The organism is Streptomyces sp. NPDC102278, from assembly GCF_044766345.1.
In the GTDB taxonomy this organism is placed as follows: domain Bacteria; phylum Actinomycetota; class Actinomycetes; order Streptomycetales; family Streptomycetaceae; genus Streptomyces.
Map to the genome: position 1 here is coordinate 302,634 of NZ_JBIWLV010000008.1, position 17,365 is coordinate 319,998.

Here is a 17,365-nt window from a genome sequence, read left to right on the forward strand (position 1 = left end):
GGACCGCAGGACGGGGGCGGGCCGGGCCGACTACTGCGCGGCGGGCTCGTGCGCCAGGGGGGCGACCGGGGGGACCGGGAGGGCCGGGACGCCGGCGGTGGGCCCGGCGTCCGGCTCCTGCGCGTGGCGTTCCCGCTGCTCGACGACGGACCCCGCCGTCGGGGGCCGGCCGGGCAGGGCCTTGAAGACCCAGGTCCGGTAGGACCAGAAGCGGAAGACGGTGGCGACGCCGATGCCGGCGAACTTGAAGACGTTCGTGGCCAGCCGTCCGTCCCAGCCCAGGCCGTACGTCCCCGCGTAGAGCACGCCGCTCTCGATGACCAGGCCGATCGCGCTGAAGAGGGCGAACAGGGGCAGCTCGCGGGTCGGCGGCCGGCTGCCGTCGCCGCCGGACCGGTCCCGGTAGGTGAAGAAGCGGAAGCCGATGTAGTTCGTGCCGATGGCCACCACGATGGCTATCACGCTCGCCCGGACGACCTGGAGGTCGGTGGTGGCGCGCAACAGGTTGAAGACCCCCAGGTTGACCAGCACACCGACTCCGCCGACCGCCCCGAATCTGGCGGCCTCCCGTGCGAGGCCGCGCAGGCGTTCGAGGGCGGATCCGTTCTTCGGCGTGCTCATGTGATCGGTCAGTCCCTGTTCGTCGTGTCCGCGGTATCCGTCGTGTCCGTGCTGTCCGTCGCCGTACCTGTCGCCCTGGCCGTCGCCACCCCGGTGCGGGGCGGGACCTCACTCGTTTCCGTCACTCGTTTTCGTCACTCGTGTCCGTCAACCCGTCCATGTTAAGTGTCGCCCCCCTGGGCCGTCCGTGCCTTCGCATGCCTCGCGGCCCTTGCGCGGCACGGCACCGGGCCTCCCGGCGGGTCCGCGCCAGGGCTGCGTCCGGATGGCGCAATACCGACGGATACCCTGGAGAGGTGACGTTCCCGGTAGTCGGCATGGTCGGCGGCGGACAGCTCGCCCGCATGACCCACGAGGCGGGCATCCCCCTCGGCATCAGATTCAAGATCCTCAGTGACACCCCACAGGACTCGGCGGCCCAGGTCGTGAGCGATGTCGTCATCGGCGACCATCGCGACCTGGAGACGTTGCGCGCCTTCGCGCGCGGCTGTGACGTGATCACGTTCGACCACGAGCACGTACCCATCGAACACCTGCGGGCCCTGGAAGCGGACGGCATCCCCGTCCGCCCGGGGCCCGACGCGCTGGTGCACGCCGCGGACAAGGGGGTGATGCGCGCCCGGCTCGACGAGATCGGCGCGCCCAGCCCCCGCCACCGGATCGTCGCCGATCCGGCGGACGTGGTCGCCTTCGCGGACGAGGTCGGCGGCTTCCCCGTCATCCTCAAGACGGTGCGCGGCGGGTACGACGGCAAGGGCGTGTGGTTCGTGCGCACCCCCGAGGACGCGGCGGCGCCCTTCCACGCGGGCGTCCCGGTGCTCGCCGAGGAGAAGGTGGACTTCGTCCGCGAGCTCGCGGCGAACATCGTCCGCTCCCCGCACGGCCAGGCGGTGGCCTACCCCGTGGTCGAGTCCATCCAGGTCGACGGGGTCTGCGACACCGTGATCGCCCCCGCGCCGAACCTCTCCGAGGAGCTCGCGGGCGAGGCCCAGTCCCTGGCCCTGCGCATCGCCAAGGAACTCGGCGTGACCGGCCACCTGGCCGTGGAGCTGTTCGAGACCGCCGACGGCCGGATCCTGGTCAACGAACTGGCCATGCGCCCGCACAACAGCGGCCACTGGACCCAGGACGGCGCGATCACCTCCCAGTTCGCCAACCACGTACGGGCGGTCCTGGACCTCCCGCTCGGCGACCCGCGCCCGCGGGCGCGCTGGACGGTCATGGCGAACGTGCTCGGCGGGGACTACCCGGACATGTACGCGGCGTACCTGCACTGCATGGCCCACGACCCCCAGCTGAAGATCCACATGTACGGCAAGGACGTGAAGCACGGCCGCAAGGTCGGCCACGTCAACACCTACGGCGACGACCTGGACGATGTGCTGGAGCGAGCACGTCACGCTGCCGGCTACCTCAGAGGGACGATCACCGCATGAGCACCTCTTCCGCAGGCCCCGTCATCGGCATCGTCATGGGCTCGGACTCCGACTGGTCGGTCATGGAGGCCGCGGCCCAGGCGCTGGACGAGTTCGAGATCCCGTACGAGGTGGACGTGGTCTCCGCCCACCGGATGCCGCGCGAGATGATCGCGTACGGCGAGCGGGCCGACGGCCGCGGCCTGAAGGCGATCATCGCCGGCGCGGGCGGCGCCGCCCACCTGCCCGGCATGCTCGCGTCCGTCACCCCGCTGCCGGTCATCGGCGTCCCGGTACCGTTGAAGTACCTCGACGGCATGGACTCGCTGCTGTCGATCGTCCAGATGCCCGCCGGGGTCCCCGTCGCGACCGTCTCCGTCGCCGGGGCGCGCAACGCGGCCCTGCTGGCCGTCCGGATGCTCGCCGCCCACGACCCGGAGCTGCTGACCCGCATGCGGGAGTTCCAGCAGGAGCTCAACGAGCAGGCCACCGAGAAGGGCAAGCGACTGCGGGCCAAGGTCGCGGGCGCGGACTCCTTCGGGTTCGGCAAGTGAGCGCCGCGCAGCGCCTGGGCGAGGCGCGTGAGCTGCTCGCCGAGCACCCGGTCGTCGACGGCCACAACGACCTGCCGTGGGCGCTGCGCGAGCAGGTCCGCTACGACCTCGACCGGCGGGACATCGCCGCCGACCAGTCGGACCACCTGCACACCGACCTCCCCCGACTGCGCGCCGGCGGCGTCGGCGCGCAGTTCTGGTCCGTGTACGTACGCTCCGACTACGCGGGCGACGAGGCGGTCAGCGCCACCCTGGAGCAGATCGACCTCGTCGACCAGCTGATCGCCCGTTACCCCGCCGACCTGGTGCGGGCCCTGACGGCCGACGACATGGAGGCGGCCCGCGCCGAGGGGCGGATCGCCTCCCTGATGGGCGCCGAGGGCGGGCACTCCATCAACAACTCGCTCGCCACCCTGCGCGCCCTGCACCGGTTGGGCGTGCGGTACATGACGCTCACGCACAACGACACCATCGACTGGGCGGACTCGGCGACCGACGAACCCCGGCACGGCGGCCTGAGCGATTTCGGCCGCGAGGTCGTCCGCGAGATGAACCGCGTCGGCATGCTCGTGGACCTCTCGCACGTGGCCGCGACCACGATGCGCGACGCGCTCGCGGTCTCGGCCGCGCCGGTGATCTTCTCGCACTCCTCGGCCCGGGCGATCTGCGACCACCCGCGCAACGTCCCGGACGACGTGCTGGCGCTGCTGCCCGCCAACGGAGGCGTGGCCATGGCCACCTTCGTACCCAAGTTCATCCTCCCCGAGGCCGTCGCCTGGACCCTGGCCGCGGACGAGAACCTGCGGGCCCACGGATTCCACCACCTCGACACCACCCCCGAGGCGATGGCCCTGCACCGGGCCTTCGAGACGCGGCGCCCGCGCCCGGTGGCCACCGCCGCCACCGTCGCGGACCACCTGGACCACATGCGCGAGGTGGCGGGCGTCGACCACATCGGCATCGGTGGCGACTACGACGGCACGGCCTTCACCCCCGCGGGACTGGACGACGTGGCGGGCTACCCGAACCTGATCGCCGAACTGCTGGCGCGCGGCTGGTCGCGCGCCGACCTGGCGAAGCTGACCTGGTCCAACGCCGTACGGGCGCTGCGCGACGCCGAAGCGGTGGCCCGCGAGCTCACCGCCGCCCGCGGCCCGTCCAACGCGGTGCTCCAGCCGTAGGGTCTGTCTTTCGGATCATGCCGGGCTCGCGGGGCCTGGCACGCACGCTCGCCGCGTTGTCGTCGGTCGCCAACGCTCCGCGTTGACTCCCTCCTCCGCCTTGCGATCGCACGCACCAGGCCCCGCTCCCTGATCCGGCCTGATCCGAAAGACAGACCCTGGGGGCGACGGCCCGCCCGAGCGGGCGCGGTGTCCGGGCGCGGTGTCCGGGCGCCGTGTTCGGGCGTGCTCCGGGGCGACACCCGAACGCCACACCCGCCGCGAACCCGCGCGTCCCGCATGTCACCGTGGCCACGGAAGCCCGCTTCCCTCCCCGCTGCCGCCGAGACCGGAGCGCACGCCATGGCCGACCTGCAGGACGAACACCACGCGAGCGTCGTGGCCCCGGCGGGCCCCGGGTTCGTCGGAGCCGAGGACCCGCCCGCCCCCGCGAGGGTGGCGGGCTCCCTCGACCGGGCCGCCTCGCTGCTGGCCGTGCACCCCGTCGCGGACGGGTACAACACCCTCGTCTGGACCCTGCGGCAGAGCCCGCACCACGACATCGAGACCCCGGACGCGGGCGTCGACACCGACATCCCGCGGCTGCGCGCCGGGGGAGTGGGCGCCCAGTTCTGGTCGCTGCTGACCCCGGGCGAACCCGAAAGCCCCGACCGGGTGGTGTCCGACACCCTGGAACAGATCGACGTCGCCCTGGCGCTGCTGCGCCGCTACCCCGACGGCCTGAGCCTCGCACTGACCGCCGACGACATGGTCGACGCCCGCAACCGGGGCCGGATCGCCTCGTACCTGGGCCCCGTCCCGGGACGCGCGGTGACCGACGGCCTCGGTACCCTACGCGCCTTCCACGCGCTGGGCGTACGGATCCTCGCGCCGGCGGGAGCGCCCTGGGCCCGCGGGGAACTCACCGCCTTCGGCCACGAGGTGGTCCGGGAGATGAACCGGCTGGCGATGCTGGTGGACCTGACCGGCTGCCCGCCGGCGGTGGCCCGCCAACTCACGGCCGCCTCCAAGGCACCCGTCATCGTCTCCCACACGGCCGCCGCGACGCTCAACCCGCACCCGGACAACGTGGGCGACGAAGTGCTCCTCGCGCTGCGCGCGGCCAACGGCCTGGCCATGGTCACCTTCGACACGGCCCGGACCGGGGACTCCCTGCACGCGGTGGCCGACCACGTGGACCACGTACGGGCGCTCGCGGGCCCGCACGGCGTCGGACTGGGCGCCACCTTCGGCGCCGAGCCCGGCAACCCCCGGCCGGCCGGGCTGACGGACCCCTCGGGGTACCCCAGGCTGATCGCCGAACTCCTCGACCGGGGCTGGACGGAGACCGACCTGTCCCTGCTGACCTGGGGCAACGCGCAAAGGGTGCTGCGCGACGCGGAGTTCACCTCCCGCGCCGCACAGCACCGCAGGAACGCCTAGGCCGCAAAGGTTCACCGTGTCACGGCACTGGACGACCTCTTCCGGATCCTGCCGGGTGGCCGGTCAGGCCCGGGGGCGGCCCATGGCGCGGTAGGTCCAGCCGGCGGCGCGCCAGCGCTCGGGGTCCAGCGCGTTGCGGCCGTCCAGGACCAGCCGGTCGGTGACGACCTCGCCGAGCGCCGCCGGGTCGAGGTCACGGAACTCGCGCCACTCGGTGAGGTGCAGCACGACCTCCGCGCCCCGGGCCGCCGCGAGCGCGGAGTCCGCGTAGCCCAGCGTGGGGAAGACGCGGCGGGCGTTGTCCATGCCCTTGGGGTCGTACACGGTGACCTGGCCACCCTGGAGGTGGATCTGCCCGGCCACGTTCAGCGCCGGCGAGTCGCGCACGTCGTCGGAGTCCGGCTTGAACGTGGCACCCAGCACCGCGACCCGCTTGCCGAGGAACGAACCGCCCACCGCGTCCCGGGCCAGCTCGACCATGTGGCCGCGCCGGCGCATGTTGATGGAGTCGACCTCCCGCAGGAAGGTCAGGGCCTGGTCCGCGCCGAGCTCACCCGCACGGGCCATGAAGGCCCGGATGTCCTTGGGCAGGCAGCCGCCGCCGAAGCCGATGCCCGCGCGCAGGAACTTCGAGCCGATCCGCTCGTCGTAACCGATGGCCTCCGCCAGCTTGACCACGTCACCGCCGGCCGCCTCGCACACCTCCGCCATCGCGTTGATGAAGGAGATCTTCGTCGCGAGGAAGGAGTTCGCGGCCGTCTTGACCAGCTCGGCCGTCGGGAAGTCGGTCACCACCAGCGGAGTGCCCTCCGCCATGGGCGTCGCGTACACCTCGCGCAGCAGCTTCTCGGCGCGCTCGCCCTGTACGCCGATGACGATGCGGTCCGGGTGCAGGGTGTCCCCGACGGCGAAGCCCTCGCGCAGGAACTCGGGGTTCCAGGCCAGCTCGACGTCGTCGCCCGCCGGGGCGAGGGCGGCGATCCGGGCCGCGAGCCGCTCGGCCGAGCCGACCGGGACGGTGGACTTGCCGACCACCAGGGCCGGCCGGGTCAGGTGCGGGGCCAGGGAGTCCATCGCGGAGTCCACGTAGCTCATGTCGCAGGCGTACTCGCCGTGCTTCTGCGGGGTGTTCACGCACACGAAGTGGACGTCGCCGAACGCGCCGACCTCCTCCCAGGAGGTGGTGAAACGCAGCCGCCCCGTCGAGCCCGGCAGCCCCTCCACGTGCGAGGCCAGCAGTTCCTCCAGGCCGGGCTCATACATGGGGACGCGGCCCGAGGCCAGCATCTCGATCTTCTCAGGGACCACGTCCAGCCCGAGTACCTCGAAGCCCAGCTCGGCCATCGCGGCGGCATGCGTGGCGCCGAGGTAGCCGGTGCCGATCACAGTGATCTTGAGGGGCATGCGTTGCTCCAGGTGTGGCGGGCGTTTGCGGCCACCGAGCATAGGCCGGCGCGCGGACGGGGACGTTCCCGGGGAGCCGCGCCCCGTGCGGCGCGCAGCCGGCGGCCGCGGCGCGCTGTCACGCAGCTCACGTACGCGTTACATATCGCTGCCGGGACCCCGGACACTAAGATTTGGGTTACTTAACGGTAGTTAGCATCACTGATGCGTCACGCATCACCTTGGGGAGTGAGAGATCTTGGCGGGTTCTGCCGACTTCGACCTGTACCGCCCGGCCGAGGAGCACGACATGCTCCGCGAGTCGGTCCGCTCGCTCGCCGAGGCGAAGATCCTGCCGTTCGCGGCGGCGGTCGACGAGGAGTCCCGCTTCCCGCAGGAGGCCCTCGACGCCCTGGTCGCCAGCGACCTGCACGCCGTCCACGTCCCCGAGACCTACGGCGGCGCCGGCGCGGACGCGCTCGCCACCGTGATCGTGATCGAGGAAGTGGCCCGCGTCTGCGCGTCCTCCTCCCTCATCCCGGCCGTGAACAAGCTCGGCTCGCTCCCGGTGATCCTCTCCGGTTCCGAGGAGCTCAAGGCCAAGTACCTCGGCCCGCTGGCCAAGGGCGACGCGATGTTCTCGTACGCCCTCTCCGAGCCCGACGCGGGATCCGACGCCGCCGGCATGAAGACCCGCGCCGTGCGCGACGGTGACTTCTGGGTGCTCAACGGCGTGAAGCGGTGGATCACCAACGCGGGCGTCTCCGAGTACTACACGGTCATGGCCGTCACCGACCCGGAGAAGCGCTCCAAGGGCATCAGCGCCTTCGTCGTCGAGAAGGGCGACGAGGGCGTGTCCTTCGGCGCCCCGGAGAAGAAGCTCGGCATCAAGGGCTCCCCGACGCGCGAGGTCTACCTCGACAACGTCCGCATCCCGGCCGACCGCATGATCGGCGCCGAGGGCACCGGATTCGCCACCGCGATGAAGACCCTCGACCACACCCGCATCACGATCGCCGCCCAGGCGCTCGGCATCGCGCAGGGCGCCCTGGACTACGCCAAGGGCTACGTCCAGGAGCGCAAGCAGTTCGGCAAGCCGATCGGCGACTTCCAGGGCGTGCAGTTCATGCTCGCGGACATGGCGATGAAGATCGAGGCCGCCCGCCAGCTGACGTACTCGGCGGCCGCCCGCTCCGAGCGCGTCTCCGGCGGAGGCCCCCACGAGGACCTGACGTTCTTCGGCGCCGCGGCCAAGTGCTTCGCCTCCGACGTGGCCATGGAGGTCACGACCGACGCCGTCCAGCTCCTCGGCGGTTACGGCTACACCCGTGACTACCCGGTGGAGCGCATGATGCGCGACGCGAAGATCACGCAGATTTACGAAGGCACGAACCAGGTCCAGCGCATCGTGATGGCGCGCAACCTGCCGTAACGGCCACCGCGGCATCCCACGACGGCTCCCGGCGCGCCCGCGCCGGGAGCCGTCGCGGCGCCCGCGCTCAGAGCAGGTGGTCGGCCTTGCCGGCCTGAGCGGAATCAAGTTGCACGGTGTCCCGTTGGGGCACCGCGCCGTGGGCGTACATCACGGCGTGTCCGGCGCCCTCTTCTGCTCTTCTCCCGCCCCCGCTCTTCCAGGCCGGGGAACATCCCGGGGCGCATCCCGGGGAAGCCACTCTCCCCGGGGTGCCCGATCCGGCCGACGTCAGGCCGGCATCGGCCCTGCGTGGCGCCGGAGTGAGACGTGCCGCGGGGCGCTCGGATCCGCAGGAGAACCCACCAGGTCCCGCGCATCGTCACGGCGCGCGACCCGCCCCGTGCGCGACATCGAGCCGCAGGCGGCCCCACCTGCCGTCTCCGGCCTTCGCGGGCCCACCGATGGGCTAAATTTGTGCCCTCGTACGCCCGAATCGGTTGGGGAGACACAATGACGGAAGCGATCCTGCTTGTTGGCGGGCAGGGGACGCGTCTGCGCCCCGTGACGGTGAATACCCCCAAACCGATGGTGCCGGCCGCGGGCGTCCCGTTCCTCGCCCACCAGATAGCCAGGGCCGCCGCCGCCGGTGTCACCCACATCGTGATGGCCACCTGCTACCTCGCCGAGGTGTTCGAGCCCTACTTCGGCGACGGATCGGCCTTCGGCGTCAGCCTCGAATACGTCGTCGAGGACGAGCCCCTGGGCACCGGCGGCGCCATCCGCAACGCCGCCCGCCGCCTCACCGGCGGCCCGGACACCTCCGTCCTCGTCTTCAACGGCGACATCCTCACCGGTCTGGACATCGCCGGCCTCGTCGACTCGCACCGCGAGGCCGACGCCGACGTCACCCTGCACCTCGTGCGGGTCGAGGACCCCCGCGCCTTCGGCCTGGTGCCCACCGACCCCGACGGGCGGGTGCTGGCGTTCACCGAGAAGCCGGAAACCCCCGAAGAGATCATCACCGACCAGATCAACGCCGGTTGCTACGTCTTCCGCCGCAGCGTCATCGACTCCATTCCGGACGGTCGCGCGGTGTCCGTCGAGCGCGAGACCTTCCCCGGGCTGCTGACCTCCGGGGCCAAGCTCCACGGCGTCACCGAGGACACGTACTGGCTGGACCTCGGCAAGCCCGAGTCCTTCGTCCAGGCCTCCGCCGACCTCGTCCGCGGCGTGGTCTCCTCCCCGGCCGTGCCCGGCCCCCGCGGCGAGTTCCTCGTCCTGCCGGGCGCCCAGGTGGCCGAGGGGGCCAAACTGTCGGGCGGTACGGTCGTCGGGGCCGGCGCCCGTGTCGCGTCGGGTGCGGTCGTCCACGGCTCCATCCTGATGGACGGCGCGGTCATCGGTTCGGACACGCACGTGAGTTCCAGCCTGATCGGCGCCGGCGCCTCGGTGGGTCCGCGCACGGTGCTGGACGGCGCGGTCATCGGGGACGGCGCGGTCGTCGGGGCCGACAACGAACTCCGTGCCGGAGCGCGGGTGTGGTGCGAGGCGAAACTGCCCTCCGCCTCCGTCCGTTTCTCCTCCGACCGTTGACCGACGGCGGGGCGACATCCCCGGTCGGACAACCCCGGTCGGACAACTCCGGTCGGACAACTCCGGTCAGAGAACCCAGTCAGACAACCCGGTCAGGCAACCGCGGTCAGACACCCCAGTCAGACAACCCCCGGTGAGGCAAACCCAGTGACGGCCGAGCAGCAGACCTCCCGCGCGGCCGACGCCGCGGCCACGCGCCTTCCCGACACCTGGGCGCGGACGCCCCTCACCGTGGTGATGCCCACCTACAACGAGGCGGGCAACCTGCCGGGCATGGTCGAGCTGCTGATGGGCCTCGACCAGCCGGGCCTGCGGCTGCTGGTCGTCGACGACTCGTCGCCCGACGGCACCGGGAGGATCGCCGACGAGCTGACGGAGGGCTTCCTCACCGACGAGGGCAAGCCGCGCATGTCGGTCCTGCACCGCACCGCGAAGGACGGCCTCGGCCGCGCCTACGCCGCCGGCATGGCCCGGGCCGTCGAGGAGGGCGCCGCGTACGTGCTCCAGATGGACGCCGACGGGTCCCACCCGGCCGCCAAGATCGCCGAGTTGCTGGGCGTGGCCCGCTCCACCGGCGCCGGTCTGGTCGTCGGCAGCCGGTACGTCCCCGGCGGGAGCCTCTCCGACGCCTGGGGTGCGCACCGCAAGCTGCTGTCCCGCTGGGCCAACGCGTACGCGAGCACCATCCTGGGCACCCGCGTCCGCGACATCACGGGCGGCTTCAACCTGTGGAGCGCCGACGCGCTGAAGGCGATCGACCTCGCGTCGATCGACAGCGCCGGCTACAGCTTCCAGGTCGAGATGAAGTTCCAGGCCTTGCGTCGCGGGTTCCAGGTGGTGGAGGTCCCGATCCACTTCGAAGACCGCACCATCGGCGAATCGAAGATGAGCCTCGCCGTCCAATTGGAGTCCATCGCCATGCCGTGGAAGCTCCGCGCCCGTTCGGGCGAGTAGCGAGTAGCGGGGCCGGGAGCCGGGGCCGAAGTCCCCCGGCCCCGCCCGCCCGTTCCCGGACCCCCGCCGCCTAGCGCGACTGGACGGTGACCTTCTCGTCCTTCTGGATCTGCTGGACGAGCTGCCGCACCTTGGCCTTGTCCCAGACCAGGTTGCCGCCGCGCTGCCCGGAGATCGGCATGTTCATCGACACGCCCTCGCCGCCGCTCACGCCCTTCATCGCGAAGAACATCCGGCCCATGTCCCACAGGGACATGTCCTTGTCCACGATCAGCGTGTCCAGTCCGGCGCCCATCACCGGGTACAGCTGGAAGGGGTTGAGGACGGTGCTGGGAGTGGCGGCCTGGCTCGCCAGCGAGGACAGGAACTTCTGCTGGTTCTTCGTCCGTTGCAGGTCCGACTCGGCGAACGCGTACCGGGTACGGACGAAGGCCAGCGACTGCTCGCCGTTGAGGGTCTGCTTGCCCGCCTTGAAGTCGGCCCCGGACTTCTCGTCCTTGAAGCCCTTCTCGATGTCGAGCTCCACGCCGCCCAGCGCGTCCACGATGTTCGCGAAGCCGGCGAAGCCGATCTCCGCGTAGTGGTCGATGCGCAGACCGGTGTTGAACTCCACGGTGCGCACCAGCAGTTCCGGTCCGTCCTCGGCGTAGGCGGCGTTGAGCTTGACCCGCCGGCCCTGGCCCTTGAACGTCTTGCCGGACTGCGAGCCGACGAAGGAGGGGATCTCCACGTCCGAGTCGCGCGGCAGGGAGACCATCGTGTTCCCGCTGGAGCACTTCGCGAGGATCATCATCGAGTCCGTGCGCTTGCCCTCGGCGGATCCCGTGTGGAGCTTCTTCTTCTCCTCGGCGGACATGCCCTCGCGGCTGTCGGACCCGACGATGAGGTACGTCGTGCAGTCGCCCTCCTTCGGGCGCTCGATGACCTTGGACAGGTCGACCTCGCGGCGCACCTTGGAGTCGGCCCAGAAGTAGGTGCCGATGCCGGTCACCGCCAGCGCGGACACCAGCACGATCGCGCCGATCTTGATCTGGCGGGCGCGGTTCGGCGCCGGGCCGGGGGAGCGGCCCGGGCGGCCGGGGCCGGCCGGGGGGCGACCGTCGCCGCCGCCGGGGCCGGCGGGGGTGCCGGCGGGCGACCCGTAGACCTGGCCGGTGTTGTAGCCGCTGTCGTAGCCGTACCCGTCCGGGTCCTGTGCCTGCGGGGGCACCCCGTATCCGGGGGACTGCGCCGGCGGAGGGGGAGTGCCGGGGCGCCGCGCGGGCGGCGGAACCTGGGGCCGAGCGGGCTGCTGCCGCTGGATGTGCCGCATCCGCTGCGGACCTTCCGGTTGCGCCTGAGCGCTGCCGCGTCCGTACCCGTCGTCCCGGCGACCGCGGTCGTCGCGGTCTCCGGTCCGCCCTTCTGGCCAGTCATTCATGCGCACAAGGATGCACGCCCCGGCGTGTCACCCGACAGCCCGGGGCGCACTTCGTTCCGGTGCTGTTGCAGAGCTGATGCTTCCGATACCGCTTTAAGGTGTCCATATGACAGACACAGCGGGCGAGACGGCGGGCGATACGGCCGGCGATCCTGAGGGAAAGCCCACATCGGCCTCCCGGACCACCCTGAGCCACATCATGACCGCGAACGACACCAACCTGCTCGGCACGGTGCACGGCGGCGTGATCATGAAACTGGTGGACGACGCCGCGGGCGCCGTGGCCGGCCGGCACTCGGGCGGGCCCGCCGTGACCGCCTCCATGGACGAGATGGCCTTCCTCGCACCGGTCCGCGTCGGGGACCTGGTCCACGTCCGGGCCCAGTGCAACTGGACCGGCCGCTCCTCGATGGAGATCGGCGTACGGGTCCTCGCGGAGCGGTGGAACGAGTCCACGCCCGCCACCCAGGTGGGCAGCGCCTACCTGGTCTTCGCGGCCGTCGACGCCGAGGGCAAGCCCCGCACCGTCCCGCCGGTCATCGCGGAGACGGAACAGGACGAGCGCCGCTACCAGGAGGCGCAGATCCGGCGCACCCACCGCCTGGCCCGGCGCCAGGCCATCACCGAGCTGCGTGCCCGCCGCTCCGCCGAGGGCCTCGACGAGTGACGTCCGCCACCGCCCGGGTGCGTTCCCGGCTGCACTCCCGGGCGTGACCCGAGCCCGGAGGCCAGGCGGCCCGGCGCCCGCCCCCGGCGCTACTGCCCCTGCTTCGCGCACACCACCTGGTCGCCGGTGACCACCGCCGTCGCTCCGTCCTGGTACGGGTCCTGCGCCCGGACCGGCACCACCTTCCTGTAGTCCGCGCCGGCGATCACCACCACCGTCCGGCCCTGCCCGGCGACGGCCCGCAGCTCGCTTCCGGGCAGCGCGGTCGACACGGTGCGGGCCGAGCGGTCCCAGCGGGGGTCGTACGAGACGATCGTGCGCTTGACCTCCCGGCTGGCGCCGTTGCCCGGGGCCCGGGTGGTGTCGAAGCCGGTGGCCCGCAGGCCCTCGTCCACCCGCCCGCCGAGTCCGTCGATCCGGGTCCCGTTCTCCACCTGGACCCGGATCTGCGCGGGCGGCACGTCCACCGCCACCGCAGGCTGCCGGGCGGGGCGGCCGCCCGGTCGGACGGGCTGGAGCGGCCGGTCCTTGCGGACCGACTCGAAGAGCTTCGCCGCCTTCGCCTCGTCCCACTTCACGGTCGAGCCGATGCCCTTGACGCTGTACGAGGGGTCGCCGACCGGCACCGAGGCGAACTCCGAGGACGAGGGGGTGAAGTCACGCATCGCCTGTCCCAGGGCCAGCATCTGCTCCGAGCCGAAGCCCTCGTCGGCCCGGACCGAGCCCAGCAGGGTCGAGCTGACCTCCTTGAACTTCACCGGGTTCAGCAGTACTCCGCCGCCGGTGGCCTGCTTGATCAGCGCGGCGACGAACCGCTGCTGGCGCTGCATCCTGCCCAGGTCGGAGGCCCCGTCCACGTGGCGCGCGCGCACGTACTGCAAGGCCTGGCCGCCGGTCAGCCGGTGCGTGCCGGGCGGCAGGTCCAGGCCGGTGTTGGCGTCGCGCATGGTCTTGGCCGTGCAGATCTCCACGCCGCCCATCGCGTCGACGGTCCGCATGAAGCTGGTGAAGTCGACCTCCAGATAGTGGTCGATCTTCACCCGGGTCATGTTCTCGACGGTGCGGACGGTCAGGTTGGGGCCGCCCTCCGCGTAGGCCGCGTTGAGCTTCACCCCGTGCGCCTTGTGGGCCTTGCCGGTGGTCAGGTCCCGGTGGGCGGGGACCTCCGCGTAGCTGTCCCGGGGGAGGCTGATCACGCTGGCGCGTTCCCGGTCGGCGGACAGGTGGACCAGCATGATCGTGTCGGTGCAGTGGCAGGGCGCGCCCCCCAGGCGGTACTCCCGCTTCTCCTCCGGGGTGATCTTCTCGCGGCCGTCCGTGCCGACCAGCAGGACGTTCAGCCCGTGCCCGGCCCGGGGGCGGTTCTTCATGTCCTTGAACGGGTCGACCCGTTCGATCCCGGTGTCCAGGCCCGTCATCACGGCGTGCCCCACCGCCCCGGAGCCCAGTACGACGATCGACATCCCGGCCGCGAACCGCACGCCCCACCGGGGCCCGTCCCCCCGCCGGCGCGCCGGACCACCGCCACCACGACGCGATGTGCGCTGCGACTGCCGTGGCCTGGCGGGACGGGTGGGACGGTGCGGCTGGGGCACGGGGGACACCTCCGCGGGGACGACCGGGACGACCGGAACGGCTGGGGCGGCTGGGGCTTCTGTTGCGAAAAGTCAGCCAGATGGGGATGACGACCGATTTGGCAGATCGTCAGAACAGTAGGCCCATACGATCAGCATCTGTCCGTACCGCCCGTCCGCCGCGCACCCGGTTCCCCCGTACGCGGTAACGTGACACCGATACCCGACCGTGAAGGACCACATGCCCGCCCAGCAGCCCGCAGTCTCGGTGATCATGCCGGTGCTCAACGAGGAGCGCCATCTGCGCGACTCCGTCCGCCACATCCTCGGACAGGAGTACGCAGGCGAGATGGAGGTGGTGATCGCGCTCGGGCCGTCCACGGACCGCACCGACGAGATCGCCGCCGAGCTCGTACGCGAGACCGCCGCCCATCCCCGAGCGCGCGTACACACCGTCCCGAACCCCACCGGCCGCACCCCCGCCGCCCTCAACGCCGCCATCAAGGCCTCGCGCCACCCCATCGTGGTGCGCGTCGACGGCCACGGCATGCTCTCCCCGAACTACATCGCCACCGCGGTCCGCCTCTTGGAGGAGACCGGCGCGCAGAACGTCGGCGGCATCATGCACGCCGAGGGCGAGAACGCCTGGGAAGACGCCGTCGCCGCCGCGATGACCTCGAAGATCGGCGTCGGGAACGCGGCCTTCCACACCGGCGGCGAGGCCGGCCCGGCCGAGACCGTCTACCTGGGCGTCTTCCGCCGGGAGGCCCTGGAGCAGCAGGGCGGGTACAACGAGGAGTTCATCCGCGCCCAGGACTGGGAGCTGAACTTCCGCATCCGCGAGGCCGGCGGACTCATCTGGTTCTCGCCCGAGCTGAAGGTCCAGTACCGGCCGAGGCCCTCCGTACGGGCCCTCGCCAAGCAGTACAAGGACTACGGGCGCTGGCGCCACGTCGTGGCCCGCTACCACTCGGGCTCCATCAACCTGCGCTACCTCGCCCCGCCGACCGCCGTCTGCGCGATCGCGGCCGGCGTCGTCGCCGGCGTGGCCGTCACCCCCTGGGCCCTCGTGGTCCCGGCGGGCTACCTCGCCGCGATCGCCGCGGGCTCCGTCCCCGCCGGCAAGGGACTCCCGCTCAAGGCCCGCGCACAGATCCCCGTCGCCCTCGCCACCATGCACATGTGCTGGGGCTTCGGCTTCCTGACCAGCCCGCGGGCGCTCGCGAACAAGGTCATCGCGTCCCGCCGCCCGTCCGTGCGGCGGGACACCACGGAGGTCTGAGCCGAACCGGCCGAACCGAACACGAAAGGGGTGGCCCGGTCCTTCGCGGACCGGGCCACCCCTTTCGTGTGCCCCGCGTGATCGGTGCGGGCCGGTTCTACCAGCGGTAGGGCTTGTACACGTCCATGCAGGCATCGCTGTCCGAGCCGTTGATCGCCTCGGCCGATTCTGGGACCGCCCCGGCCTCCGGCGGCGCCTGCCGCGGGTACACGACGCCCTCGCGCCAGTCGGCGCCCACGATCACGGTGATCCGGGACACCTCGGCCGACAGCTGCAGCGCCGTGTTCGGGACGCCCAGCGCGGCCGCGACGCCCTGCGCCTCGTCCGCCAGGTCCGCACTCGGGTAGCGGATCACGGTGGTCTTCTCCGGGGTGAGCCCGGAGGCCGCCTTGGCGGCGGTGAAGCCCTTGCCCACCAGCGCCTGCGCGACGGCGCCGGCCCGCCCGTTGACCAGCGGCATGCCGGCGCCCGTGCCGTTGACCACGTGCACGTTGACCTTGTCGGGCGCGGTCACCGGAGCCTTCGAGGGCCCCTGACCCGGCGGGGACGAAGGCGACGCCGGTTGTCCCGACGCGGGCGCGGACGGCTGCGCGCCCCCGGGGGCCTGCGGGGCGCCGTTCTTGTCGAAGGCCACGTCCTTGCGGACCATCGTCCACAGCTTGTCGGCGTCCGTCGGGTTCACGACCAGCCGGTCGACGTCCAGCGGGTCCTGCAACGTGGGCATCGTGGTCATCGTGATGCGGTTGGTCGGGACGTTCTTGAGCTGCATCGCCAGGGAGTACAGCTTCTTGACCGAGCCGATCTCCTCGGAGACCTCCAGCGCCTTGGTCGCCGCCTCGGCCAGCGACGTGATGCGACCGACGTCGGTGAACGCGTTCTGCCCCTTCAGCTCGCGCATCATCGAGTTCATGTACATGTGCTGGGCCTGCGCCCGGCCGAGGTCGCTGCTGAAAGCGTGCCGGGTGCGCAGCCACTGGAGCGCCTGCTCGCCCTTGACCTTGGTCTTGCCGGCCTTGAGCTTGAGGCCTGAGCCGCCCTCGGCGGTGGGCAGGGGCCGGTCCCAGACGTTGTCCTTCACGCAGACCTCGACGCCGCCTATCGCGTCGGCCATCTGCACCACACCGGAGAAGTCGATCGTCATCCAGTGGTCGATGTAGATGTTGGTCAGCTTCTCCCAGGTGGCGAGGGTGCAGCCGGGGCCCCCGCGCCCGAGGGTCTCGTTGATCATCGCCTTGGTCTTCTTGAACTTCTCGCCGGTCTTGGGATCCGTGCACTCGGGTATGTCCACCCGGGTGTCGCGCGGGACGCTGACCACCGAGGCGTTCTGGCGGTCGGCCGACACGTGCAGGAGCATCTGCACGTCGGCCAGCGGGGGAGCGCCTACGCTCTTGTGGTGGCCGCCGAGTTCGAGGTTCTCCGGCTTGTTCCGGCTGTCGGAGCCCAGGAGCAGGATGTTCAGCGGGCGTTGCCCGTCGGCGTTGGCCTCGGACCGCTCCACGCCGCTCTCGCCGCTCAGCCGCTGGCCGCTGCGGATGTTGCCGTCGAGGTGGCGGTAGTACAGGTAGCCGGCCGCGGCGACCGCGAGGATCAGGAACGCCAGGACCGCGGCCACCCAGAACAGCACGCGCCGTCTGCGGCGCCGAGCGGGGGCCCGGTGGCCCGGGCCCCGGGAACCGCCCGAGCCGGACCGGGGCGGGGGCACGCTGCCGCCCGAGGCTCCCGAATCGCCGGGTATGCCGCCGACGGCCTGGTCGGGCGCACCCTCCCCACGCACGCTGCTGTGCCCCACGTGTACCCCCCCTAAAGATCACTGCTGGTCAGTGTGGTGCCGGCTCCGCCGGCCACCACCGCCCGTCGTGCGGCGGTGTGTCGGCGAACGGCCGCC

At 71.8% G+C, this 17,365-nt stretch carries 14 protein-coding genes; 9 read left to right on the plus strand and 5 right to left on the minus strand.

Features of this window, described 5'->3' with window-relative positions; genetic code table 11:
• Positions 1–30: 30 nt before the first annotated feature.
• Positions 31–621, minus strand: a complete 591-nt coding sequence (locus ACIRO3_RS21415; RefSeq protein WP_404138995.1) for a GtrA family protein — start codon at positions 619–621, stop codon at positions 31–33.
• Between the two features lie 317 nt (positions 622–938).
• On the opposite strand from ACIRO3_RS21415, the gene ACIRO3_RS21420 reads away from it, so the two are divergent.
• From ACIRO3_RS21420 to ACIRO3_RS21435, 4 genes are all read left to right on the plus strand, one after another.
• A complete protein-coding gene (locus ACIRO3_RS21420) occupies positions 939–2,057 on the plus strand; it encodes a 5-(carboxyamino)imidazole ribonucleotide synthase (protein ID WP_404139098.1) in 1,119 nt (372 codons plus the stop codon).
• Complete coding sequence (gene purE, locus ACIRO3_RS21425; protein WP_361779917.1) at positions 2,054–2,590, plus strand: 5-(carboxyamino)imidazole ribonucleotide mutase; 537 nt, start codon at positions 2,054–2,056, stop codon at positions 2,588–2,590. Before ACIRO3_RS21420 ends, purE begins: the two co-directional genes overlap by 4 nt.
• Positions 2,587–3,771, plus strand: coding sequence for a dipeptidase (locus ACIRO3_RS21430; protein ID WP_361779914.1), 1,185 nt, complete (start codon positions 2,587–2,589; stop codon positions 3,769–3,771). Before purE ends, ACIRO3_RS21430 begins: the two co-directional genes overlap by 4 nt.
• Before the next feature lie 342 nt (positions 3,772–4,113).
• Positions 4,114–5,193: a membrane dipeptidase gene (locus ACIRO3_RS21435; RefSeq protein WP_404138999.1), complete on the plus strand. Its 1,080-nt coding sequence runs from the start codon at positions 4,114–4,116 to the stop codon at positions 5,191–5,193.
• A 63-nt stretch (positions 5,194–5,256) separates the two neighbouring features.
• On the opposite strand, the gene ACIRO3_RS21440 is transcribed toward ACIRO3_RS21435, so the two are convergent.
• Positions 5,257–6,597 carry a UDP-glucose/GDP-mannose dehydrogenase family protein gene (locus tag ACIRO3_RS21440; RefSeq protein ID WP_361779908.1) on the minus strand — a complete coding sequence of 447 codons (1,341 nt, stop codon included), beginning with the start codon at positions 6,595–6,597 and terminating at the stop codon, positions 5,257–5,259.
• Between the two features lie 238 nt (positions 6,598–6,835).
• Here ACIRO3_RS21440 and ACIRO3_RS21445 point away from each other — a divergent pair, with 238 nt between their 5' ends.
• From ACIRO3_RS21445 to ACIRO3_RS21455, 3 genes are all read left to right on the plus strand, one after another.
• On the plus strand, positions 6,836–8,008 hold the full coding sequence (locus ACIRO3_RS21445) for an acyl-CoA dehydrogenase family protein (protein ID WP_031147482.1): 1,173 nt from the start codon (positions 6,836–6,838) through the stop codon (positions 8,006–8,008).
• Positions 8,009–8,500: 492 nt separating this feature from the next.
• The gene (locus ACIRO3_RS21450; protein ID WP_365999951.1) at positions 8,501–9,583 is read left to right on the plus strand and encodes an NDP-sugar synthase; all 1,083 of its coding nucleotides are present in this window, start codon (positions 8,501–8,503) and stop codon (positions 9,581–9,583) included.
• 147 nt (positions 9,584–9,730) lie between these two features.
• Positions 9,731–10,537, plus strand: a complete 807-nt coding sequence (locus ACIRO3_RS21455; protein WP_361779901.1) for a polyprenol monophosphomannose synthase — start codon at positions 9,731–9,733, stop codon at positions 10,535–10,537.
• A gap of 70 nt (positions 10,538–10,607) precedes the next feature.
• Here ACIRO3_RS21455 and ACIRO3_RS21460 read toward each other — a convergent pair whose 3' ends face one another.
• Positions 10,608–11,957 carry an LCP family protein gene (locus ACIRO3_RS21460; protein WP_404139004.1) on the minus strand — a complete coding sequence of 450 codons (1,350 nt, stop codon included), beginning with the start codon at positions 11,955–11,957 and terminating at the stop codon, positions 10,608–10,610.
• Between the two features lie 106 nt (positions 11,958–12,063).
• On the opposite strand from ACIRO3_RS21460, the gene ACIRO3_RS21465 reads away from it, so the two are divergent.
• Entirely contained in the window at positions 12,064–12,624 is a 561-nt protein-coding gene (locus ACIRO3_RS21465; RefSeq protein WP_404139006.1) for an acyl-CoA thioesterase, read from the plus strand.
• A gap of 89 nt (positions 12,625–12,713) precedes the next feature.
• Here the strand turns inward: ACIRO3_RS21465 and ACIRO3_RS21470 are convergent, their stop codons facing one another.
• Entirely contained in the window at positions 12,714–14,105 is a 1,392-nt protein-coding gene (locus tag ACIRO3_RS21470) for an LCP family protein (RefSeq protein WP_404139009.1), read from the minus strand.
• Positions 14,106–14,439: 334 nt separating this feature from the next.
• Here ACIRO3_RS21470 and ACIRO3_RS21475 point away from each other — a divergent pair, with 334 nt between their 5' ends.
• Positions 14,440–15,480 (plus strand): glycosyltransferase family 2 protein, encoded by a 1,041-nt coding sequence (locus ACIRO3_RS21475; RefSeq protein ID WP_361779889.1) that lies wholly within the window; start codon positions 14,440–14,442, stop codon positions 15,478–15,480.
• Positions 15,481–15,577: 97 nt separating this feature from the next.
• On the opposite strand, the gene ACIRO3_RS21480 is transcribed toward ACIRO3_RS21475, so the two are convergent.
• Positions 15,578–17,269 (minus strand): LCP family protein, encoded by a 1,692-nt coding sequence (locus ACIRO3_RS21480; RefSeq protein WP_404139012.1) that lies wholly within the window; start codon positions 17,267–17,269, stop codon positions 15,578–15,580.
• Positions 17,270–17,365 lie beyond the last annotated feature (96 nt).